Genomic DNA, 21806 nt, shown 5'->3' on the forward strand with positions numbered 1-21806 from the left:
AGAATATATTTGGAGAGGAGCCTTGTCTTTATTATGAAACATACCCCCTTATACGAAAGGCATATGCAGATGGCTTCCAAAGTTATTAACCTTAAGGGTTTTGCACGTCCGGTAGAATATTTTGGCCATATACAAGAACATCATGCGGTCCGTGAAAGAGTTAGTATCTGTGATGTTTCACATATGGGAGAGTTCGAAATAAAGGGTAAAGATGCGCTAGCCTTAGTACAGAAGTTAATAACAAATGATGCCAGCAAACTTTCTATTAATCAAGCCCTTTATGCGGTTATGTGTAATGAGAATGGAGGTATTATAGATGACCTAATTTGTTACCGCTTGGGAGAAGATCATTTTCTTTGGGTTGTTAATGTCACGAAAACCGAAGAGGATTATCAGTGGGTTTTAAAGCAATCGCAAGGAATGAATGTGACAGTCAAGAATCTTTCATGCGAAATAGCGTTAATCGCTCTGCAGGGACCAAATTCCAGGGAAGTTCTACAGAGAGTAACAAAAGCAGATCTGTCGGAGTTAAAGTATTATTGGCTTGCAAACACAGTAATCAGTACAGAAAGCATGGAAGTTCCTTGTATTATTAGTCGGACGGGGTATACAGGAGAACTGGGCTATGAAATTTTTGTTTCCAGGGAACTGGCTCCTCTTGTATGGGATGAGCTTTTATTAGTTGGCAGGCCTCTGGGAATTATTCCGCATGGAGTCGCCGCCCGGGAAAGTCTAAGAATAGAAGCAGGCTATTTACTTAACGGAAATGATATGGACGAGGAAACTAATCCATTTGAGGTAGGTTTAGAATGGGTTGTTAAATTTTCAAAGGAGTTCATTGGCAAACAAGCTTTATTAAAGATATTAGAGAATGGAATTAGTCGAAAGCTGGTAGGGTTTGAGGTCCTCGAACGCTACACTGTTAGATATGGATACCCAATATATAAAAACGGAAAACAGATAGGCCATGTAACTAGCGGCCCACTTTCTCCAAGTCTAATTAATAGAAGTGCAGGTTTGGGATTTGTGCCTGTGGAATACAGTGATGTAGGTACAGAAATTGAAATAGGGATTAGAGAGAAGAAATGTAAGGCCCGTATTGTCCCGGTACCGTTTTGCAAGCGTAGAGTTAAGGATGAACCGGTTATGAAGACTCACTCTCCTTACAACCTAAGATTTAGTACTTTCCATGTTTGGGTACATCAAGAAACTGATAATGTTTTTACGCTTGGTATAACTGATTTTATACAAAGAGATCTAGGCGATATACTCTTTATTGAATTACCAAAGGTCGGAGATAAAATTGTTAAGGATTCAATCTTAGGTTGGGTTGATGCTTACAGAAAGGTTTGGGATATCAAATCACCGCTATCTGGAGAGGTGATAGAAATAAATACGAGCTTATTAGAAAACCCAGAGCAAATCAATAAATATCCTTATACTAATTCAGGGTTAGTAAGAATAAAAGTGAATGCTTTGGATGATTACAAGACATTGTTGCGATACGAAGAATATATGGAAGTCATTAGGCAGCTTCGACGATATGATAATTGGTCCAAAGAAAAGAGAATAACCTAAATTTATTACTATACCCTATGTTTCAATGAATGGAAGTACAGAATTCCTTCATTGATACAAAAAGGAATAAGGTTTTTTAAGATTTGCCTTTTATGTAGTTAATTAAATATATCTAGGGGAGGGGCAAAAATGTCCTTGAAGATCAATGGTAAGCGACTAAAAGAACGTTTGATTGCTTTATCCGAATTCGGCAAGGATGAGGCTGGTGGCTGGAGCAGGTTTACTTGGACTGATGATTATATTAGGGCCAAAGAGCTAGTGAAACAATGGATGCGAGAGGCTGGTATGACGGTTCGGGAAGACGCTATGGGTAATGTGTTTGGACGTTTAGCTGGTTTGGATGATTCTTTACCGGTTGTTGCTGCCGGGTCCCATATTGATAGCGTTAAGTGTGGCGGGATGTTTGATGGGAATGTAGGGGTGTTGGGGGCTCTAGAAGTAATTACGACAATTGCTGAAAACAAGATTAAAACTAAACATCCTCTGGAAGTAATTATCTTTGTTGAAGAAGACGGGGCGCGTTTTAACTGGAGAATTCTGGGCGCCCGTGCCATGGTCGGAGAGGTAGCAAGGGAGTCTTTGGATAAATATAAAGATAAAGACGGCATTTCGATCGCCCAAGCGATGGAGGCGGCGGGGTATGATCCTAATAAAATTAGTGAGGTCAAAATTGATCCAAAGTATTACAAGTGTTTCTTCGAAATGCATATCGAGCAAAGTCATTGCCTGGAATCTGAGGGGGTTTCGGTGGGCGTTGTAGAAGGTATTTTTGGTTCGGTCTGGCTTAAGGTGACGTTAAAGGGTAGGGCTGATCACGCAGGCGCGACCCCGATGAAATTTAGAAAAGACGCTTTAGTTGCGGCTTCTGAAATTATCATTGCCATGGAAAAGATTGCTAAGGAAGCCGGAGAAACCACCGTAGGTACCGTAGGGTGGATTAGTGTTCAACCTTGTATGATTAATACAATTCCGGGCATTGTGGAGATGACTTTAGATATCCGGGATATAAATGAAAAAAATCTAGAGACGGCCATTAATAACATCCGGCAATTTATCGGGGAAGTCTGTAAAAAACGTAACATCGAAGTGGAAATTGAAGAAGTTGTCCGTTTTTCTCCTATACATTTCCCTGATCACATGATTGATACAGTGGAACAAGCGGCGAAAGAAGAAGGGATTCCCTTTATGCGCATCGCCAGCGGAGCGGGACATGATGCCCAAGCCCTGGCTAAGCTTATCGATGTAGGAATGATTTTTACTCCCAGTAGAGGGGGTTTGAGCCACTGTCCCGATGAGTACACCGACTATGAAGACATTGCTAAGTGTGCCCAGGTATTGTTGAAGGCGATGCTTAAGAAGGCTGAAGTTGTTGCGTAATTCTGGTCAAGAGAGTTTAAAACTGGGTCATCCCCACTTTCTATCTATATACACGGTAGCAGGGAAGGTAAGAATCCCAATAGTCGGCGGCAACTTACCTTGAAAGCGTTCAGTATAATATCCAACTTGCCACAGCCCCAGAATGCATCTTTTGGTAGTGGAACTTGCTACCAGTTTGCGGTGATAGAGCCGATATGCCAAAGCTGCTAATGTTTTCCTCTGGGACTTGCGCAACTCCATAAACCATGTTATAAAACTTGAGAAATCTTTAAAACTCAGGGGAATCCTCCTTTCAATGGTTGTTTACCTAAATTATTTTTTCGAAAGGGGGATTCCCTTTTCCTTCCTCGCTTTCAATTCGAGAATATCAGAATCGAGGTAAGCGTCAAATACAACCCACCTTGGCACCACCCCCAAGTTTAGGGGATAATCCTCTTCAGAAAACAAGCTGAGGAGGATTTTTATTATGTAAGCGTCAAATATAACCCACCTTGGCATTGTGCTCGAGTTTAAGGGATAATCTTCCTCGGAAAACTAACTGAGGAGGATTTCCCCTTATGACCAGAGCCGAATTACAGCAACTGTGGGAAGCTCGTATAGCCGAATACAGGGAAAGCGGGCAAAGCGTTAAAGAATGGTGCGCCTCCCATGAGGGCATTAGCCCCAGGCAGTTATGGTACTGGCTGCGGAAGTATAAAGACCAAAACGGAGTTTCCCTCGAGAAGCCAACCCGTTGGCTGCCGGTAGAAATAAGCGAGTCATCTTCTGGGGATGGGGGCAACTCCTTGCTGGTCAGGATAGGCAAGACCAGCATCGAGGTAAGACCCGGGTTTGACCCGGCCTTGCTCACCCAGGTAGTCCGGGTGCTGATAGCGTTATGCTAAACGAAGTTGGTATCGACCGGGTTTACCTCGCCTGCGGCGCCACAGACTTGCGTAAATCTATTGACGGCCTGGCGGTGCTGGTCAAGGAAGGCTTCGAGCTGGACCCCTTCTCTTCCTGCCTCTTTGTCTTTTGCAACCGTAAGAGGGACAAACTGAAGATTCTCCATTGGGAGCACAACGGGTTTTGGCTTTATTACCGCCGGCTGGAGAAGGGCAAATTCATATGGCCGGTGGGAAATACTTCTTCTACCATCACCATAAGCCGCCGGGAGCTGCGCTGGCTGCTTGATGGTCTTCCCTTAAACCAGCCTAAAGCCCATCCTGAGGTAAAAGCGCGCACCATCTTGTAATATAAAGCCTCAGGAAGAAATATTTTTACCTTATGGTTGATTCTAGAGGAATTGGGGCTGATTCGTCGAATTATTAAAGCATGGACACGGCTAAGTCTATAGCTACCATGACCATAGAAGAGCTGCGAGAGCACTGTGCTCAATTGGAACAACAGGTTGCCGAACTTACCGCCAAGTTAAACTGGTTTATGGAGCAGTTCCGTTTAAGCAAGAAGCGGCAATTCGGTTCTTCCAGCGAGAGGACTTGCGCACTAGAAGAGCAGCTTTTGCTTTTTAATGAGGCGGAAGCGGAAGCCCGGCCGGAAGCAGTTGAACCGGATTTGGAGACCATCACCTACCAGCGCCGTAAAACGCGCGGCCGCCGGGAGATGAACCTGGAAGAGCTGCCGGTAGAAGTAGTAGAGCACCGCCTGCCGGAAGAGGAGCGGGTCTGCCCGTGCTGCGGTGGCCCTTTACATGAAATGAGCACCGAAGTGCGGCAGGAGCTCAAAATTATCCCGGCCCAAGTGAAAGTGGTCAAGCACGTGCGCTACGTCTATTCTTGCCGCCGCTGCGAGAAAGAAGAGATAACCACTCCTGTTATCACGGCGCCCATGCCTGCTCCTGTACTTCCGGGAAGCCCGGTATCTCCCTCGCTTCTTAGCTACATTATGACCCAGAAATACGGGGCAGGATTACCCCTTTACCGCCAGGAGCAGCAGTTTAAAAGCTTAGGGATAGACCTTTCCCGGCAGACCATGGCCAACTGGGTGCTCCATGGAGCTAACACCTACTTAACCCTTATTTACGACCGTCTCCATGAACACCTTCTTAAAAGAGACATTCTCCATGCCGATGAGACCACGTTGCAGGTACTTCATGAACCGGGAAGGGAAGCTACCACCAAATCATTCCTTTGGCTTTACCGTACCGGGCGGGACGGTCCCCCGATTATCCTCTACGACTACCAGACCACCCGGGCCGGCAAACACCCCCGCCGGTTTCTAAAAGGTTTTAAGGGCTATTTGCATGTTGACGGCTATGAGGGCTACAATGGACTTTCAGAGGTCACCCTGGTGGGCTGCTGGGCTCACGCCCGGCGCAAGTTTGATGAAGCCTTAAAAGCCCTGCCGCAAGATAAAAGAAACAAAGCAGTAGCCGCCCGGGAGGGGCTTAAGTTCTGCAACAGGCTTTTTGCCATAGAGCGCGAACTTAAAGACAAAACCCCGGAAGAACGATATCAAATCCGGCAGGAGCGCAGCAAACCAGAGCTGGACGAATTTTTAGCATGGCTTAAGAAGCAGAAAGCGCAGGTGCTGCCCAAAAGTGCCTTTGGGCGGGCGGTCTATTATTGCCTGGACCAATGGGAGAAACTTGTCGCCTTTTTACAAGACGGGCGTTTGGAACTCGACAACAACCGCAGCGAGCGTTCTATAAAACCCTTCGTCATTGGCCGTAAGAACTGGTTATTTGCCAACACCCCGCGGGGTGCTAAAGCGAGTGCTATTGTCTACAGCATCATAGAGACAGCCAAGGAAAACGGGTTAAATCCCTTCCACTACCTTACCTACCTCTTCGAAAGGCTGCCCAACCTGGACCCGCAGGATAAAGAGGAATTAGATCAACTCCTGCCGTGGTCGGAAACTCTGCCTTCTGTTTGCCGGATGAATAATTAAGCTTGTTTTAGCCCCTACCCCTTAGATGATTTCAGTAGGGGTTCTTTTATGCTTACTACCGCAACCCAACAAGGTGGGTAGTATTTGACGCTTACCAAGGAAGGGCTCTTAGCCCTTTCCGTTGCCGTAGGCTTGGATGTGGTTCAATCCATGATGGAGGCCGAAGTAACTGAGATAGCGGGACCCAAAGGAAAGCACAATCCGGAGCGCACAGCTAGACGTCATGGGAGCGAGAAAGGTAGCGTGGTGTTAGGGGGGCGAAAGGTGGCGATCCGGCGTCCCCGGGTGCGCGCCATAAACGGCAGAGAAGTAAAACTTAAAACCTATGAAGCCTTCCAGGATGAAAGGTTCATAACTGAGACAGTTCTAGAGCATATACTTTACGGGTTATCCATAAGGCACTATAAGCATAGCCTTGAACCCATAGGAGAAGAATTACCTGTTCATGGGACTTCCAAGAGCACCATAAGCCGGCGATTTATCTACGCTACCCGTAAGGCCTTAGAGGAGCTGCTAAGCAGGCCTTTGGGAGACAAACGTTTCTTGGTTCTGGTAATTGATGGGGTTGTGTTTGCCGGGCATACAGTGGTAGCTGCTTTAGGCATCACTGACAAAGGCGAAAAAGAGGTCTTGGGCTTATGGGAAGGGGCTACAGAGAATGCTGCAGTCTGTAGGTCTCTTCTTACCAACCTTGTAGAACGCGGCCTAAAGGTGGAAGAGGGTATACTGGTGGTCATAGACGGCTCCAAAGCTTTAAGGGCGGCGGTTAAAGAAGTTTTTGGTAATCGGGCCGTAGTACAGAGGTGCCAGGTGCATAAGAAGCGGAACGTCTTAGAACACCTGCCCAAAGGAGCCCAAGAATGGGTGGGTAAGAAGCTAGAGCAAGCCTGGTCAGAAAAGGATTATCATAAGGCTTTAACGGAACTAAATAGGCTAGCTGATGCCCTTGAAGATAAGTACCCTGGGGCAGCGAGGAGCCTGCGGGAGGGATTAGAGGAGACGCTGACCGTTACCCGTCTAGGTCTACCCGAAACCCTGTGGAAAACTTTACGGTCAACGAATGTAATAGAGACGGCCTTTGACAAGGTCAGGGTTGTTACCCGGAACGTAAAGAGGTGGCGAAATGGGATGCAGGTTTTGCGCTGGGCTGCAGCTGGACTGCTTCAGGCCGAGAAGGGGTTTAACCGCATCAAAGGATACCGAGAGTTACCCTTATTGGCCACGGCTTTGCTGGAAGTCATTACTACTCCAGAGACTTCCAGGAGGGTGAAAACGGCTTAAAAAACGCGAAAGAGGGCGCCACCAAAATTCCACGACGTTTAGGACATGCTCGTTTTTAGCCTACCTATGAGGGATTGAAACGGTCACTCTCAAGTTGCTTTATCTCTGCCCGTAGCCGTTTTTAGCCTACCTATGAGGGATTGAAACGTTGTTCGGCATACTGGCTCATCCGCCTGGCCCAGGTTTTTAGCCTACCTATGAGGGATTGAAACAAGAAGCCTCCGAAGCATGTGAGACGGTACTGGATGGTTTTTAGCCTACCTATGAGGGATTGAAACCGTAACTCTAATATGTCTCCATATTTCGGCACGTGCGGGTTTTTAGCCTACCTATGAGGGATTGAAACATCGCCAGGCATCACATCTATAGCCCTCATAAGGTCGTTTTTAGCCTACCTATGAGGGATTGAAACAGTTCGAGAAGTAAATGCCATCGGCCATGACGAAGGGTTTTTAGCCTACCTATGAGGGATTGAAACCCATTTCCTTATCTTCCTTAAAGGAGGGGACCAGTCGGACTACAGTTCGGAAATAACATTTCCCTTATATGGTGCAAAAAGTGGACTTCTTCAGAGGGAACTATCTAGAGTTTTACAAAGCTAATTTAATGCTGTTTTATGACACATATGTTCAATAAACGGATTTGATACGGAGGTGAATCGGAGGTGGTCGGGAAAGGGAGGGTTAAGTATAGCTTAATCTCGAGGTGCGGAAAGTTACAGTCTAAAGCTGAACCACAGGATAGGCTTCCGTTTCTTCCCGTGCCTTGGATTCTAAATGACGACCTGCAAGGATTAGTGGCTACGGCGTACACATCTCGCTGTAATTGAAAAAGGGGAGGTAAGGGAGCATGTAGGTTAAGCAAGTTATGCACCGGAAACCCCAGCTCCCTTTAGAGTCAACGAAAGTGATAGATACGGCCTCTGACAATGTAAGAGTTGTCGCTCAGAACGCAATTCACTAGTCGACCCGCATCGGCATGTACGATTGCGAAGGTTTAGTCCGTCCGTTGGGAGAGCCGAATTGCCGCTTCTCGCTTAAACGAACTGATCGAAAACCCATTCAATTTAGCGGACAGCTCGGAGTTGTCCCTCCAGCTGGATACAGGGGTTCTACAGCTCTTCTAAAGGATGCAGCTCGAAGCCTTCCCTGGGCGATACCGCGGGGCCGTCAAGGGACTTAATGGGCTTGAGCAGGTCGGTAGTGACATAGATATAGCCCTTGGCCTCACGTTATTAAAAGGCTAAGGGCTGAAGGCTTTGAACGAACGGTGCTTGGAATTTGTGTATCGGTCTTGTACCCAGCGACACACACGGTGGTATGGAGCATGGGGGTTAAGTCCACGCCCATGCCGGCACAAGGACCTTGCGTTCCCCTCAATCTAACTGCTTGACGAAGTCGCCCAGCCGGGCCAGGCCGGCTTCGATTTGTTCCATGGACGTAGCGTAGGACAGGCGCAGATAGTTATCATTGCCGAAGGCTATACCGGGAACGACGGCTACCTGGAAATGCTCTAGCAGAACGGACGCTATATCGGTGGCGGAGGAAAGTACTTTCCCGCGGAATTTCCGGCCGAACAATCCGGAAACGTTGGGGAACAGGTAAAAGGCCCCGCCGGGGCAATTACAGCTTATTCCGGGGAGATTCCTGAGGCTGGCGAGGAGGCGATCCCGGCGTTTATTAAACTCCCGGCGCATCTTCTCCACCGGGTCTTGGCTCCCCGTAAGGGCGGCTACGGCAGCTTTCTGGGCAATGGAAGTGGGATTGGAAGTGGAGTGGCTCTGGAGGTCGGCCATGGCCTTGGCAATGGGCCGGGGTGCGGCCGCATAGCCTATGCGCCAACCCGTCATGGCATATGCTTTAGAAACTCCGTCGATTAAGATGGTGCGCTCCTTAATTTCCGATCCCAGGGAGGCAATACTGGTGTGGGTTAGGTCGTCATAGATTAGGGAGGCGTAAATCTCATCGGAAATGACGAGGAGGTCGTGCTCCCGGATAATCTTTGCTAGGTCTTCTAGCTCTTCCCGCCGGTAAACAGCACCGGTGGGGTTGCACGGAGAGTTAAGGATAAGGAGCCTGCTGTGCGGCGTCAAAGCCCCTTTCAGGGCGGCGGCCGTGAGCTTGAACCCCGTTTCCTCGGTAGTCTGCACTACTACCGGTTCGGCTCCGGCCAGTTTCACCTGTTCGTAGTAGCTTACCCAGTAAGGTGCTATAAGTATAACCTCGTCACCCTCCTGGCAGCAAACCTGGAGGGCGTTGTAGAGGGAGTGCTTGGCACCACAGGAAACCACTATGTCGGCCGGCTCGTAGTCCACACCCCGGTCCTGCCGCAACCGATCGGCCACCGCCTTGCGAAGTTCTTCGGTTCCCGGTACAGGGGTATACTTGGTAAAACCGGCCTTCAGGGCTTCAACGGCTGCCTCCTTGATATGTTCAGGGGTGTCGAAATCGGGTTCGCCGGCGCTAAAGTTGATTACCTGGATTCCCTGGGCCTTCATTTTTTTGGCTTGGGCATCAATGGAAAGGGTGGGAGAGGGGCTTATACCTGCGGCCCTTCTGGCTAGTCTCAAGGTCTTATCCCTCCGTTCTCAAAGGCTACTAACATTAATTATTCCTTTAGCCTGCCTTTTTGTAAAGGGGTGCTCGGCGGCCGGGCCGGCGCGGGCGTCTTGATGAGGCGGAGCGAAAAGGTGATAATATTATGGAACCTAGTTCTGTGGTAGGGGGAGTAGGATGGACGTTGCCGGCCTGACGGGTTTCCTCTTGGGGAAGGTCGGTGTCCATGCTGAACGTTGTGTCCGCCGGTTTTCACCCCGGGCAACCTGCCGCCGCTGCCTGGAAGCGTGCCCCGTAGACGCCGTTAAGCTGACGGGGGAAGGCGTTAAAATAGGGGAATGTAACCGCTGTGGACTGTGTACCGCCGTGTGTCCTACCGAAGCCCTGCAGGACCCGGAGAGGACCCCCGCCTTCTTCCTGGCCCGCGGACGGGAGATTCTACAAACCTACGGACAGGTAGGGTTTGTATGTTTTCCCCGGGGCAAAGAAGCCAGGATGGGAAGCCATTTAATAGGGGTAACTTGCCTGGGAGGAATACCCGTGGAGGTTGTAGTGGCCCTGGCCACGGAGGGGAAGGTGGTATTCTCCCGCCAGGGGCAGGAGTGCACCTCGTGCCCTTTGGCCCGTGGAGGTGAAATCTGGGAAGAACTCCTTGCCCTGGCCCGTCAAATGATAGCCTGCCTGGGCTTGCCCGAAGACCGGATTACCTTCCTGAACGAAGCTCCCCCGGCGGCACCCGCAGAATACCGGAGGGAGGGGGAGGGCCGGGCGGCAATGGGTCGGCGGGAGTTCTTTGCTGCTCTGGTCCGGGGACTGGGGTTAAAAGGCGCATCTCAAGTGTCGGACCGGCCCGGGATGCCCGCTTCCCGGCGTGCCATCCTGCAGGAGGTCTGGAGCACCCGGGCTTCTGCCGAGAAGAAGGAACTTTGGCCCCAGCCCGGACTAAAGCTGGCAGGTCCATGTTACCTGTGCAACATATGCAGCCGCCTCTGCCCCCAGGAGGCGTTAGTTCTAAAGGGGGACGAGCTCCTCTTTCAACCCTCCCTGTGCACCGCTTGCGGCCTTTGTATAGATGTCTGTCTTCATGGAAGTCTGGCGTGGGGAGAAAAGGTAAGCCTCAAGGAGGTGTCGTCGGCGGAAAGGAAACGGCTGGCGACGGCAGTTACCCTGCAGTGCTCCCGTTGCGGTCAGGAATTCAGGGCCAGTCCCCAAACCGATCTTTGCCTGCGCTGCCGGTTCTCGGCGGCCCAGGAAGGTTTGAAGGCTAACTAACTTTTAGGCTTAAGGAGGATCCGGGTATGGACTTTGAGCTTTTGGCCGACTGGTTGAAGGGCCGGGAGATTATATACGGTTTACTGGCCCGTTTATATAGGGAGGGCCCCAGCAGGGAAATCCTCGCTGCCCTGGACCGGGAAGGGATCTTGGCCCGGCTGGCCGAGGAAGAAAGTAATGAAGAAGTCCGCGAGGGCTGCCGGCGCATGCAGCAAGAGCTGTCCGGACACCAAAACGATTTGGACGCTTACTGCGTCAAATTGAAGGAAGAGTATAACCGCCTCTTTGTAGGTCCCGGCCACCTAGAGGCGCCGCCGTGGGAATCTGTATATCGTTCTCCCGACCGTCTCCTTTTTGGTGAAGAAACCCTGGCGGTGCGCGAGTTCTATCATTCCTTCGGCCTGGTCAACAAAAACCTCTATCGAGAACCCGACGACCACCTGAGTTTGGAGCTGGAGTTCATGGCCTGGCTTTGCGCCCAAAGCGCCGACTGTTTAGACAAAGATAGTGATTGGCAGCGGTATTTGCAAGGCCAGCAGGACTTTTTGCGTGACCACTTGATCCAATGGGTACCGGCATGGAGTAAGGATATGTTTGACCACGCCAAAACTGAGTTCTTCCGGGGCCTGGCCCAGTTCACCCGGGGATTTATCTTAAGCGATTTAAAGGAAGTGGGGGCGGCCTTAAACCACCAGTAGCAACAACAGGGGCACCTGGTCCAGGCCAGGTGCCCCAAATTCGCAGCTTTTTAAGGGAGGCGATGGAGGGCCTGGCCCGGGCTTAAGGACGAGGCCAGGGACTCCAGGATCCTACTGAAACTGGTAGCGCATACCCCCATGGGGAGCCGTGGTAAAGGTATTTATCATGGTATGGGTAGTTACATCCTGGAGGGTGGGAACCTGGTAAAAGCCCTTTTGATTCATGTACTGCCACACTTCATAAGCCTGCTCAGCACAATTAACGGCTCCCTGCTGCAGCATACTCCGCAGTTCCCGGTCCGCACATTCGAGGGAAGCCATCATCCTCATTACCGCCGAAGCCTTGTGACACCCCAACATTCCGCTGGCTATGTCCCTGTCGTCTATTTCGTCGGCCGAAACATTAGGGGCCTGACTCTCGGGCTGGTGTAATCCGTAAACCGGTCGAGCCGTGCGCGGCGCGCGGTAAGGAACCGCATGCCCCATACCCCGCTGGTTGATGGCCTGGACCATATTGTTGTATTCCTGGGTCATGAACTGAATCTGTTTGTCCAGGATGGAACGGAGCTGCTGGTCCTTTACGTGGGGACGGTACAGCTGGAACTGGTTAATGCCGTCGATGGTATCGGTCAAGACTTCGTGGAGCTCCATGATTTCATGGGCGCCGTAGTGAGATGCCATTTAATCCCCTCCTCCACATCTTTTGTCATTTTAACTGTATTATGTCTTAGTTCAGCCCCAATTATTAATGGAATTCTTTTACGCATAAGGACGGTGAAAAGTGACCAACAATATACCTGAGGTGAGGAAGATGGCTGATCAAACCCAACAGCCGGGCCCTCCCAAGAAGCCCTTGAGCTTGGCCGAACAGATCGCCCAGCAGCAGCAAGCATATGAGCAGCAGGCGTATCAAAAGCTAGTCGAACAGATAAAACCCAAGCCCAAGGTCTGGGTAAATGTCTTAAATGCCTTTTGGGTGGGAGGAACCATTTGCGGTATAGCCCAGATTATTACCCTGATCTTTAGGGAGGCGGGGCTCAGCGCTCAAGACGCCTCTAACGCTACCGCTATGATAATGGTGTTTCTAGGTGCCCTGCTTACTGGGCTGGGCGTCTACGATGAAATTGGGAAGCGGGCCGGAGCCGGCTCCATTATACCCATCACCGGTTTCGCTAATTCCATTGTTTCCCCCGCCATGGAGTTTAAGCGGGAGGGGTTTATCTACGGCGTCGGCGCCCGCCTTTTCACGGTGGCCGGGCCGGTGATTATTTACGGCTTGGTCACCTCGGTACTGATCGGCTTGGTTGCCTATTTCGTGAGTTAGGCTTTCCTCCGGGCAAGAAATTCAGTTGAGGAAACAAATGTGGTCAGGCGCACCGGGTGTTGTAAATGCACCTGGTGTTTCCTTTTTCTTTGGCCTATACTGTGCTTAGAAGAAAAGGCCGAGGGTTAAAATAGGCTGGATGGGGAGCCCGGGAGGGCCGTTGCGGCAGAGTCTTTAGGAGCGGCCTTGGGAAGGAGCCCTGTACCGGCGTCCTTAAGAAGGGAGGAGCCGACGAATGGAGTTGGCGGATCTTATACGGCTTAATGAGCTATGGCGGCCGGTATACCCATACCTGGCCAAGCAGGTAGAAGAAATCTTACCCGCCGGAACTGAGCGAGTCCTGGAGCTGGGGCCCTTCTCCGGCGGCTTAACGTGGGCTTTAGCAGAAACCTCGCCCTATGCTGTTTTTACCATAGGGGAGGAGAGGCAGGAAGTAAGGAACTGGCTGGAGGAAGAAAGCCGGAGACTGGGGCTTGCCAACCGGCTCCACATAGTAGAGACGCCCCTTAAGCCCCTGGCCTTCCCTGGCGAAGCCTTTGACGGCTTGATTTTCCGTGGGGCTTTTTTCTTTTTGGATACTGATATACTCCGGGAAATATACCGCGTCCTCAAGAGGGGAGGAAGGGGTTTGGTAGGCGGCGGGTTCGGCAGGTTTACTCCATCGGACGTGATTAAAGGCATAGCCGGTGAGTCCCGCCAGCTCAATTACCGCTTGGGCAAGAAGTGGATGGCGGTGGACGAGCTTGAAAGCCTGGTACGCAATGCGGGCCTCCATGGCTGCTGCCGGATTTGTACCGAGGGCGGGTTATGGCTCATAATTACCAAGGACTAGAATGAGAAACTGGCCCTGTGGCGAGCCCTGGAGGGGTTGCGTGCCCGGCCGGTTAACGAGGAGAAGGGGCTGCAGCCGAAAGGGTCCCGGCGCCCACATGCGAGGCGCCCAGGTGCCGTGTTCGGGGAGTTCCGCCGGAGGCCAACAATTGAGCGCTCCGAGGTTATTGGTATGAGTAACGGATCGCGCCGGCCGTATTCACCGGCCGTTACCCAAGGTCGGGTCTATTTCCGGGCACTATGGTGGAACGCAGCGCCTCCCATATCTCCCCGGGCACCAGCCCCAGGCGCCAGAGGGCAATACCGTCAAGGCCGTAGCGTTTGGCCATACCCATCTTAGTGAGGACGCTGGCCGCCGTTTCGGCTGGAACGGAGATACCCAGCACCAGCTTTTCCGCCGGCACCGCGGCCCGCGCCATCTCCACGGCTTCCCGCACCAGGTCTACCGGCTCCGGCGTCGTGCCGTAGTCGTAGGCCATAATGATGATCCGGTCCGCCAGTCCCCCTAAAGCCTGGTAATCATATCCACGGTAGGCGCTGTTGGGGGCGTGGAGGGTGAGGGTTAAGTTGAGGCCGGCGACCTTTAATTTCCCTGCCAGCTTGGCTACAAACCCCGTGAAGGCGTCCCGCACCGCCTGCAGCTCTGCACCCGTATCTTGATAGCCCAAGCCTTCGAAATCCAGGTTAACACCCTGGTACAACACCCCCTCCCTCGTTATCTCATTAATCGCCCTTTCCATTGCCTTACCATCCGCCAGAAGGGAAGAGAGGGTACCGTCCCCGTCGGTTACGTGAACGACCATTTCGGTTTTGAGTTTATACTTTTCTGCGGCCTCCAGTACCCTTTCCCAGCCGTCGGGCCGCTGCCAGCCGGTCCTGCTTCTGGTGAGGAGGTTGCCGTCCTTATCCAGGCTGTACCATCCCAGGGCCAGCTCGTCTACAATGTCCGTGTTTCCGGGGGCGTGCCGGGGGTACGGCATCCCGAAGAGGTTGGTCCAGCTGCTGGTCCTGCTGTCGCCCAGGGCGTAGAAGCCGATAACCGTCATGGCCGCCGGAGGGGAGGCGATGCGGACTTCCTTGAGGGCACCATCCCAATCTACCCGGCAGCCGAAGGCTTCCCCAAAGAAGCGGAGGGGTATGAGAGTCCGGCCCTTAAGGATCTGCGGCGGAACTTCCAGGGATATAGGGGAGCCATTGCGGTAGGCGGTATTGCTGCCAATGGGGAGGACCACAGAGTTCTCCCCGTCGGTGGCCCTCACCGTCCGGGTAAGATAGTCCCAGGATACTTCTATGTTCAAGGCTTCCCCGATGGCCCGGAAGGGGACTAGAACACGTTGGTTCTGGATAACCGGAGGTACATCGAAGGCAACCGGCAGCCCGTCCACGAACACCGGGATTTTCTGTTGTTCATGGGCCAAGGCCCCAGGCGCAAAATAAGCGGTGAGCGCCAGGATAAGGAGTACCACTGTCAGCCGTTTCACGGTATCCCCCCGCCAGTATAAGGGCTTATATTAGCGAACCTCAGGGAATCGAAACACTATTTTCGACTTCGCGGGATGGGACTCCTTCCTGCCTTGCCATGTTTTTTCTCAGCCTCCACTGGGCTGGCCGGAAGCTTCGATTTACACTTACACCTCCACCCAGAGGCGCATCACCAGGGCGGCCAGCCACAGGAAGAGGGCGGCCAGGAGGACGAAGGCAAGTAGCGCGCCCGCGGGCAGGGCAGGCTGGATGGTCAGGCTAAAGCCCTGGGGACCCAGGCCGTAAGAGCCGGATCCCAGCAGGGGCAGGGCGGGAAGAAAATCCAGGACCTCCGCCAGCCACTCCGTGAAGCGCACGGCCAGCCATACCCCGGCAACCATTACGGCTACCTGCATAAGCTGGCCGGCCAGCCTCCCGGCGCGGGGTATTACCGCCAGGCCGGAGAGGGAGGCCAGGAAGACCAGGCCCGTTAACATAAATGCTACCAGGAGGGACAGGAGGTACAAAAGCAGGTAGGTGTGGGCAAAGTGCGGCCAAAAGGCCCCGACGCTCGCCCGCTCCAGCAGTATACCCCAGCCGGTGACCGCCGGGAGGGAGATTAAAAGCCCCCTGGTGACCAAGGCCAGAGCCTTGGCCAGCAAGATGGTTTCTTCCCGGACAGGCAGGGACAGCAGCCAGTAGGCGGTGTGCTGGTTCCACTCGTGATGGATGCTGGCAAAAGCCGTTGCCAGATACCAGATGGGCAGCCCATACAGGGGCATGACGATCAAGAACGCTCCCCAGGGCGGCCTGTCCAGGAAGGCCGTACCTATCACCAGGGCGGCAGCCACCACGGCCATCCCGATGAGGGTCGCCACCAGGTTCTCCCGCATCTCTTTCCAGTAAAGGAGTCCCAGATTGCGCATCAGTTGTATTCCTCCCTGAAAATCTCATCTATAGACATGCCCCGTTCCTGCCTTAAGGCTTCGGCCTCGCCCGCCAAGAAGATTTCGCCTCCGCTCAAGAAAACTACCCGATCAAACAGCTTTTCTGCCTCCCGCACCAGGTGGGTGCTGAGGATTAGGCACCTATCCCCACGGTGGGTGGCGAGGATCCCCTGGAGGATGCGCTCCCGGGAAGGTGGGTCGATGCCCGAAAAAGGCTCATCCAGCAGTATCAGGTCCGCCCGCCGGGCCAGAGCCAGCACCAGCTTAAGCCGGGCCCTCTGTCCCTTGGAGAGGCTCCTCAACGCAGCCCTCGGTGGCAGGTGCATAAATTCCAGTAGTTCCGCCGCTTGGGTGCGGTCGAAATCGGCGAAGAAACGGGCCTGGAGATCGACCATTTCTTCTACCCGGAGGGAGGGGTAGAGACAATCCACCTCCGGTACGTAGGCCACCCTTGCCCTGGTAGAGGGGCCGGGCGGCTTCCCCAGGATACGGATCTCGCCGGCACTGGGCCGGCTTAAACCCGCCATCAGGCGCATTAAAGTGGATTTGCCGCTGCCGTTCGGTCCCAGGATTCCGAGCACCCGGCCGGCCTCCAGTTCCAGGCTCACGCCGCGCAGTGCTACCGTGGGACCGTAACGTTTACTTACGTTCCGTACTTCCACCACGGGCAAGGTCATCATCCCTTTCCTTGGTTCTTTCGGCCAGAAGACGTAAGGCCTCGGCAGGGGAGAGCCCCAGGGACTGTAGCTCCTGGAGGTACTTGTCGGCAGCCCTGGCGGCCAGCTCCCGACGCAGGCGTGGTACTAGATCCGGCACTTCGGCGACAAAGGTCCCCTGGCCGCGCCTGGTGGCCGCGACCCCCAGCCGTTCCAGCTCTTGATAGGCCCTCTGCACAGTGTTGGGATTAACTGCCAGCTCCTGGGAGAGGTCCCGCAGGGAGGGGAGGCGGGTGCCGGGAGGCAGCTCGCCTCGCGCCACCCGCCGGCAGATCAGCTCCACAATCTGCAGGTAAATGGGCCGCCTTTCATCAAAGTCGGCCACCGGTTTCACCGACCCTTCTTAGTGTACTAGTAACATGGTACACTATAGCATTATACTTGTCAAGGTTTTTGCTGTTTTGTCCACCTTTACTTAAGGCCTGGCGCTGGTCAGGGCCGCAGGTTTTCAAGCAGCCCATATGGCGGGGTCTCTTAAGGGTAAAAGCAGAGGGGGAGAGGGGCGGAAATATGGTTATTGACAAGTCCTTCCGGGCGGGGTATTATAATCTTGTATTAACTGTATTAAGCTAATTAATACAAAAGAGGAGGTGCCTATGTTTCAACTTGATTTCCGGGACCGTCGCCCCCTCCACGAGCAGATTAAAGACCAGGTCAAGAAGCTTATCATCACCGGCGTCCTGCAGCCGGACGAGCGGATACCTTCGGTGCGCGAACTGGCCCAGATGCTGGCGGTCAACCCCAACACCATCCAGCGGGCCTACAAAGAGCTGGAGGCGGAAGGCTATATTTACTCCATCCGCTCTAAGGGGAGCTTTGTCGCCCAGCGCGACCCTACCGTCTCGAATCCCCGGCGGGAGGAACTGCTGCGGGAGTTGGAACGTAACGTCGCTGAGCTAATGTATCTCCGGGAACCGCTAGAAAACCTGATCGAAACCATCCGCGCCATCTATAACAAGGGAGGTTTGAGTGGGTGATTGAAGTCCGGAATCTGACCAAGAGGTTCGGCAGCCACGAGGCCCTTGCCGATGTCAGCCTTGAAGTGGCCAGGGGTTCGGTTTACGGCCTCCTAGGCCCCAACGGTGCGGGCAAGACCACCCTTATCAAGCACCTGGTGGGCGTATACCGCCAGGATGCGGGGACGGTGTCCGTGGCCGGCCGGCCGGTCTATGAGAACCCGGAAGTGAAGGGCTTTATTGTTTATATCCCTGACGAGCTTTACTTTTTCTCCCCTTACAGCATTGAAGAGGCGGCCCGCTTTTACGCCGGTTTCTATCCGACCTGGAGCTGGAAAAGGTATGAAACCTTAAAACAGGTGTTTGCCATCGATCCCGGGCGCCGCATCACTCGCCTTTCCAGGGGGATGCAGAAACAGGTGGCCTTCTGGCTGGGTATTTCCGCCATGCCCCAAGTTATGGTCCTGGACGAGCCGGTGGACGGCCTGGACCCCGTCATGCGGAAGAAGGTCTGGAGCCTGGTCCTCCAGGATGTGGCCGAGCGGGAGACTACGGTAGTGGTGTCCTCCCACAACCTGAGGGAACTGGAGGACGTGTGCGATCATGTGGGCATCCTCCACAACGGTTCCCTCCTTCTGGAAAGGAACCTGGACGATTTAAGAAGCGACATCCATAAGTTCCAGCTGGCCTTTACCGGCCAACCTCCGGAGGAAATTTTTACGTCTGGAACGGTCCTGCACCGGGAGCAAAACGGGAGCGTCCTCCACATGGTAGTCAAGGGAGATAGGGAGCAGCTCCTGGCCGAAGCCCGCCAGGCCGGTCCGGTTATCCTGGATGTCCTGCCGCTGACCCTGGAGGAGGTTTTCATCTATGAGCTGGGGGTGAGGGGCTATGATATTCAAAGGGTCCTTATTTAACAAAGGCCTGTTAGTAAGCGATCTTAAGCGCTTCTGGTGGGTCAGCGCCCTGTACGGCCTGTTGCTTTTCTTAATACTCCCCTTCAGCCACATGATGCAGGAGCTTCCCGCGGAGGAATGGGCCCGGGACATCCTAAAAAGGTCCCTAGACATTTTTGGGGGCTCAGCCGGGATTCAAGCACTTCTCATCTGTGTAGTTCCCGTAGTCCTGGGAGTGTTGGTTTTCGGATATCTCCACAGCGGACGGGCGGCGGCCTGGATGCACAGCCTGCCCTGCACCAGGCTCACCCTATTCCTAAGCCACAGCGCGGCGGGGCTGGCCTTGCTTTTTCTGCCCGTTATCATTAACGGCCTGGTGCTGGCCCTCCTCAATATAACTACTCCTTTGCAGGAGTATTATTCCCTGGCGGACATCTTCCGCTGGATGGGTATGACGGCCCTCTTTGATGCCCTGGTTTTCGCCCTTACCGTTTTGGTCGGCATGTTTACGGGAAATACGGCGGCGCACCTGGTCCTTACCTACATTCTCCAGGTGCTGCCCAACGGGCTCCACGTCCTCATGGTGGAGAACTTGAGCCGCTGGCTCCACGGCTATACCCCCTTAAGTTACCCCGGCGAGCTGCCCTACAATTTTCCTCTCATGATGTTCGCCTCCGGCACCGGGAGGGAGGACTTTACCGCCTGGGTTGCGGCCGCCTATCTCTTGGCCACCGTCATCACCTTTGGCCTCGCTTACTTTATCTATAGATTACGGCAGGTAGAAGCGGCCGGTGATGTCGTCGCCTTCCCCATCCTGCGGCCCGTCTTCAAGTACGGAGTCACGGCCTGCTGCATGCTCCTCGCCGGAGCTTACTTCGCCGCCGAGTACCGGAGCGGCCCGGCGGTAATCCTCTGGGGATACTTCCTCGGCTCCTTCGTAGGTTATTTCGTAGCGGAAGCCCTGCTCCAGAAGTCTTTAAAGGTATGGTCCGCCTACCGCGGCTACCTTGTTTACGGAGTGGTGGTGGCCGTTTTGGTAGCGGGGCTGGCCTCCGACGTAACCGGCTATGTCCGGCGCGTCCCCGACCCGGAAGAGGTCCGGAAAGTTTATTTCGGCAGCAGTTTAGGACAATGGATTCACGTGGAGAAGCTCAAAGACGTCGACCCGGGGGACCCCAGGTACGGGGACCAAATGTTCTTTGAGGACCGGAACAATATCGCGCATATTGTCCGCCTCCACCATGAGCTGGCGGCAGACCGCTCTAATAAGACCGGAGTAACCCGGTATATCATCTACACCCTGGCCGACGGCACTCATTTGGCCCGACGCTACGAGGTGGACGAAAGGGAGTATGCTTCTTTCTTAAAACCTATTTACGAGTCCCTGGAGTACAAGGAGGCCCGGTTCCCAGTGTTGAACCAAGACCCGGAGGACATAAAAATGGTCGTAATCGACGATCACCGGGTGCCCAAGGGTCCGGTCGTTCTGTCCGATCGGGAAGAGATCCGGGAGTTCACGGCCAGGTTGAAGCAGGATATCCTGGGAGCTACCTTTGAAGAAATGACGGCAGGGGTGAGACACCACGTGATCATGGACGTGGTGGAGGAGGACGGGATAGCCGCGAGCTACGCCCTCGTCGACGGGTACAGGTCGGTTATGACCTGGTTAAAGCAAAAGGGGTATTACGAGGGCATCATCCTGCTGCCGGAAGAAGTGGAGTATGTTGTCCTGGAGACCCCGGCACCACCCGGCAAGGCCGGGGAAGGTACGGCGCCTCGGCGGGTCGAAATCAGGAACCGGCGGCTCATCGAGGAACTCCTTAATATCGAGGCTTCCTCCGAGTTTGTTAGAGGCACGAGGCAAATTTTGGTCACCTTTTACGGTAAAACGGCCGGGGGACCCTTCCAGTACGAGAGTTTCATCGACCCCACCGGCCCGGTCTCGGAAGAGTTAAAGATATATATAAAGCAGTTGGAGTAGCAGCGGTCCTGAACCCGGGAGGCTAACACCTTTGTTACAGGGGGCCGGGACGAAGATGCAGATGTTCGGCCGGGCCTGGAGTGGAGCTTCAGCTTAAGAACAAAACAGGGAGGCGATTTCGCTTCCCTGTTTTTATTTACGTTCTTAATCTATAGCCTCCCTGGACCAGATGGTCTACGGCGGCTCCTGCTTTACTGGGGCGGGACCTGGGGGTCGGTAAAGGAGGGCGGTTGCGGGTTCTGGAGGGATGAACCTACGTAATTACCGGGTGTGGAGAGGTTGAAAAATAGGCGGGCGTCCTTGTCCACTCCCCAGTCCCTGGTAGAGCCGGTACCCTGGACCTTCTGGAAGCACTCCCGGAACAAGGTATTATGGGCTTCTTCCCTGTTGAGGAGGAAATCTATCATCTGCCGGACGTAACGGTCTGCGATTTGGCGGTGGAGGTATTCGTACACTACTTTGGCCCTCTGCTCGGCGGCGATGTTGGAAAGAAGGTCTGCCGGCAGGTCTCCGGTGGCCTCGATGTAGGATGCGGTCCACACCTGGCCCGAGGCGTTGCTGTAAAAGGGGTTGAGGCCGGTGGTAACATGGGCCTGAACATTACCGATGGTAGCGTTCATGGCCTGGGGCTCGTGGCCGTTTAAGAGGTTGACTGCCGTGCAAACCATTTCCAGGTGGCTGAGTTCCTCGGCAGCAATGTCCAGGAAGATATCCCTTATGGCCGGGTCCTGAATGCGAAAGCTCTGGGCCAGGTACTGCAGGCCTGCTTTAAGCTCGCCATGGGGTCCCCCGATTTGTTCCTGGAGGAGGGCGGCATAGTTGGGGTTAGGCCGCTCTACGCGAATCATCTCGAGGAGCTTTTTATCGTGCTTAAACATAAGTGTTCCTCCCTTCTTAGGTGTATTATTTCATTACCGGCTTTGCGGTATGTAACTCCGTGTGGCTTACCAACCTAGGCTCGACCCTCCCCTCCGCTGCCCTTGGCGGGATGCCGGGGCGGACGGTTCCACCGCGGGGTGATGCGTATTCGTGCATAAAGGCGGC

19 protein-coding genes, 1 pseudogene and 1 CRISPR repeat array are annotated in these 21806 nt (G+C 53.6%); of the genes and pseudogenes, 13 read left to right on the forward strand and 7 right to left on the reverse strand.

What is annotated here, in order from left to right:
- The first annotated feature begins 33 nt into the window (after positions 1-33).
- The 6 genes from gcvT to TAMC210_RS08730 all read left to right on the forward strand — a co-directional run bounded on the left by gcvT (position 34) and on the right by TAMC210_RS08730 (position 7125).
- Positions 34-1578: a glycine cleavage system aminomethyltransferase GcvT gene (gene gcvT, locus TAMC210_RS08705; protein WP_173298419.1), complete on the forward strand. Its 1545-nt coding sequence runs from the start codon at positions 34-36 to the stop codon at positions 1576-1578.
- A gap of 129 nt (positions 1579-1707) precedes the next feature.
- Positions 1708-2955, forward strand: a complete 1248-nt coding sequence (locus tag TAMC210_RS08710) for a Zn-dependent hydrolase (protein WP_173298420.1) — start codon at positions 1708-1710, stop codon at positions 2953-2955.
- 557 nt (positions 2956-3512) lie between these two features.
- Entirely contained in the window at positions 3513-3839 is a 327-nt protein-coding gene (tnpA, locus tag TAMC210_RS08715) for an IS66 family insertion sequence element accessory protein TnpA (protein ID WP_173298421.1), read from the forward strand.
- Entirely contained in the window at positions 3833-4189 is a 357-nt protein-coding gene (gene tnpB, locus TAMC210_RS08720) for an IS66 family insertion sequence element accessory protein TnpB (RefSeq protein WP_173297025.1), read from the forward strand. The genes tnpA and tnpB overlap by 7 nt, the downstream gene beginning before the upstream one ends.
- Before the next feature lie 80 nt (positions 4190-4269).
- The gene (gene tnpC, locus TAMC210_RS08725; protein WP_173298422.1) at positions 4270-5844 is read left to right on the forward strand and encodes an IS66 family transposase; all 1575 of its coding nucleotides are present in this window, start codon (positions 4270-4272) and stop codon (positions 5842-5844) included.
- A gap of 150 nt (positions 5845-5994) precedes the next feature.
- Positions 5995-7125, forward strand: a complete 1131-nt coding sequence (locus TAMC210_RS08730) for an IS256 family transposase (RefSeq protein ID WP_254388629.1) — start codon at positions 5995-5997, stop codon at positions 7123-7125.
- 51 nt (positions 7126-7176) lie between these two features.
- A CRISPR array of direct repeats spans positions 7177-7603; the repeat unit is 30 nt; unit sequence GTTTTTAGCCTACCTATGAGGGATTGAAAC.
- Positions 7604-8500: 897 nt separating this feature from the next.
- Here the strand turns inward: TAMC210_RS08730 and TAMC210_RS08735 are convergent.
- Entirely contained in the window at positions 8501-9694 is a 1194-nt protein-coding gene (locus TAMC210_RS08735; protein WP_173298423.1) for a pyridoxal phosphate-dependent aminotransferase, read from the reverse strand.
- Between the two features lie 163 nt (positions 9695-9857).
- On the opposite strand from TAMC210_RS08735, the gene TAMC210_RS08740 reads away from it, so the two are divergent.
- Both TAMC210_RS08740 and TAMC210_RS08745 read left to right on the forward strand, forming a co-directional pair.
- Positions 9858-10952, forward strand: a complete 1095-nt coding sequence (locus TAMC210_RS08740; RefSeq protein ID WP_173298424.1) for a DUF362 domain-containing protein — start codon at positions 9858-9860, stop codon at positions 10950-10952.
- Positions 10953-10978: 26 nt separating this feature from the next.
- Positions 10979-11650: a TorD/DmsD family molecular chaperone gene (locus tag TAMC210_RS08745; protein WP_173298425.1), complete on the forward strand. Its 672-nt coding sequence runs from the start codon at positions 10979-10981 to the stop codon at positions 11648-11650.
- 111 nt (positions 11651-11761) lie between these two features.
- On the opposite strand, the gene TAMC210_RS08750 is transcribed toward TAMC210_RS08745, so the two are convergent.
- A complete protein-coding gene (locus TAMC210_RS08750; RefSeq protein WP_173298426.1) occupies positions 11762-12331 on the reverse strand; it encodes a spore coat protein in 570 nt (189 codons plus the stop codon).
- 130 nt (positions 12332-12461) lie between these two features.
- Between TAMC210_RS08750 and spoVAC the strand changes: the two genes are divergently transcribed.
- On the forward strand, positions 12462-12974 hold the full coding sequence (spoVAC, locus tag TAMC210_RS08755) for a stage V sporulation protein AC (RefSeq protein ID WP_173298427.1): 513 nt from the start codon (positions 12462-12464) through the stop codon (positions 12972-12974).
- A gap of 235 nt (positions 12975-13209) precedes the next feature.
- Positions 13210-13806 (forward strand): class I SAM-dependent methyltransferase, encoded by a 597-nt coding sequence (locus tag TAMC210_RS08760; protein WP_173298428.1) that lies wholly within the window; start codon positions 13210-13212, stop codon positions 13804-13806.
- A 208-nt stretch (positions 13807-14014) separates the two neighbouring features.
- On the opposite strand, the gene TAMC210_RS08765 is transcribed toward TAMC210_RS08760, so the two are convergent.
- From TAMC210_RS08765 to TAMC210_RS08780, 4 genes are all read right to left on the reverse strand, one after another.
- Positions 14015-15286, reverse strand: a complete 1272-nt coding sequence (locus tag TAMC210_RS08765) for a stalk domain-containing protein (RefSeq protein ID WP_173298429.1) — start codon at positions 15284-15286, stop codon at positions 14015-14017.
- Between the two features lie 147 nt (positions 15287-15433).
- Positions 15434-16192 (reverse strand): hypothetical protein, encoded by a 759-nt coding sequence (locus TAMC210_RS08770; protein ID WP_173298430.1) that lies wholly within the window; start codon positions 16190-16192, stop codon positions 15434-15436.
- Positions 16192-16878 carry an ABC transporter ATP-binding protein gene (locus TAMC210_RS08775; RefSeq protein WP_254388630.1) on the reverse strand — a complete coding sequence of 229 codons (687 nt, stop codon included), beginning with the start codon at positions 16876-16878 and terminating at the stop codon, positions 16192-16194. Before TAMC210_RS08775 ends, TAMC210_RS08770 begins: the two co-directional genes overlap by 1 nt.
- The gene (locus TAMC210_RS08780) at positions 16853-17254 is read right to left on the reverse strand and encodes a GntR family transcriptional regulator (protein WP_173298432.1); all 402 of its coding nucleotides are present in this window, start codon (positions 17252-17254) and stop codon (positions 16853-16855) included. Before TAMC210_RS08780 ends, TAMC210_RS08775 begins: the two co-directional genes overlap by 26 nt.
- A gap of 271 nt (positions 17255-17525) precedes the next feature.
- On the opposite strand from TAMC210_RS08780, the gene TAMC210_RS08785 reads away from it, so the two are divergent.
- The 3 genes and pseudogenes from TAMC210_RS08785 to TAMC210_RS08795 all read left to right on the forward strand — a co-directional run bounded on the left by TAMC210_RS08785 (position 17526) and on the right by TAMC210_RS08795 (position 20762).
- Positions 17526-17906, forward strand: a complete 381-nt coding sequence (locus tag TAMC210_RS08785; protein ID WP_173298433.1) for a GntR family transcriptional regulator — start codon at positions 17526-17528, stop codon at positions 17904-17906.
- A 104-nt stretch (positions 17907-18010) separates the two neighbouring features.
- Positions 18011-18802: pseudogene (locus TAMC210_RS08790) on the forward strand (ATP-binding cassette domain-containing protein); the annotation flags it as partial.
- Positions 18777-20762, forward strand: coding sequence for a DUF6449 domain-containing protein (locus TAMC210_RS08795; protein ID WP_173298435.1), 1986 nt, complete (start codon positions 18777-18779; stop codon positions 20760-20762). The pseudogene TAMC210_RS08790 and the gene TAMC210_RS08795, both read left to right, overlap by 26 nt.
- Positions 20763-20953: 191 nt before the next feature.
- Here TAMC210_RS08795 and TAMC210_RS08800 read toward each other — a convergent pair whose 3' ends face one another.
- Complete coding sequence (locus TAMC210_RS08800; RefSeq protein WP_173298436.1) at positions 20954-21640, reverse strand: manganese catalase family protein; 687 nt, start codon at positions 21638-21640, stop codon at positions 20954-20956.
- Positions 21641-21806 lie beyond the last annotated feature (166 nt).

This window comes from Thermanaeromonas sp. C210 (assembly GCF_013167955.1).
In the GTDB taxonomy this organism is placed as follows: domain Bacteria; phylum Bacillota; class DSM-521; order Neomoorellales; family Neomoorellaceae; genus UBA12545.

Bases quoted from the DNA above. Each gene is read 5' to 3' on its own strand.
- gcvT (WP_173298419.1), top strand. From the start codon at position 34: ATGAAACATACCCCCTTATACGAAAGGCATATGCAGATGGCTTCCAAA.
- TAMC210_RS08710 (WP_173298420.1), top strand. From the start codon at position 1,708: ATGTCCTTGAAGATCAATGGTAAGCGACTAAAAGAACGTTTGATTGCT.
- tnpA (WP_173298421.1), top strand. From the start codon at position 3,513: ATGACCAGAGCCGAATTACAGCAACTGTGGGAAGCTCGTATAGCCGAA.
- tnpB (WP_173297025.1), top strand. From the start codon at position 3,833: ATGCTAAACGAAGTTGGTATCGACCGGGTTTACCTCGCCTGCGGCGCC.
- tnpC (WP_173298422.1), top strand. From the start codon at position 4,270: ATGGACACGGCTAAGTCTATAGCTACCATGACCATAGAAGAGCTGCGA.
- TAMC210_RS08730 (WP_254388629.1), top strand. From the start codon at position 5,995: ATGATGGAGGCCGAAGTAACTGAGATAGCGGGACCCAAAGGAAAGCAC.
- TAMC210_RS08740 (WP_173298424.1), top strand. From the start codon at position 9,858: ATGGACGTTGCCGGCCTGACGGGTTTCCTCTTGGGGAAGGTCGGTGTC.
- TAMC210_RS08745 (WP_173298425.1), top strand. From the start codon at position 10,979: ATGGACTTTGAGCTTTTGGCCGACTGGTTGAAGGGCCGGGAGATTATA.
- TAMC210_RS08750 (WP_173298426.1), bottom strand. From the start codon at position 12,331: ATGGCATCTCACTACGGCGCCCATGAAATCATGGAGCTCCACGAAGTC.
- spoVAC (WP_173298427.1), top strand. From the start codon at position 12,462: ATGGCTGATCAAACCCAACAGCCGGGCCCTCCCAAGAAGCCCTTGAGC.
- TAMC210_RS08760 (WP_173298428.1), top strand. From the start codon at position 13,210: ATGGAGTTGGCGGATCTTATACGGCTTAATGAGCTATGGCGGCCGGTA.
- TAMC210_RS08770 (WP_173298430.1), bottom strand. From the start codon at position 16,192: ATGCGCAATCTGGGACTCCTTTACTGGAAAGAGATGCGGGAGAACCTG.
- TAMC210_RS08785 (WP_173298433.1), top strand. From the start codon at position 17,526: ATGTTTCAACTTGATTTCCGGGACCGTCGCCCCCTCCACGAGCAGATT.
- TAMC210_RS08795 (WP_173298435.1), top strand. From the start codon at position 18,777: ATGATATTCAAAGGGTCCTTATTTAACAAAGGCCTGTTAGTAAGCGAT.
- TAMC210_RS08800 (WP_173298436.1), bottom strand. From the start codon at position 21,640: ATGTTTAAGCACGATAAAAAGCTCCTCGAGATGATTCGCGTAGAGCGG.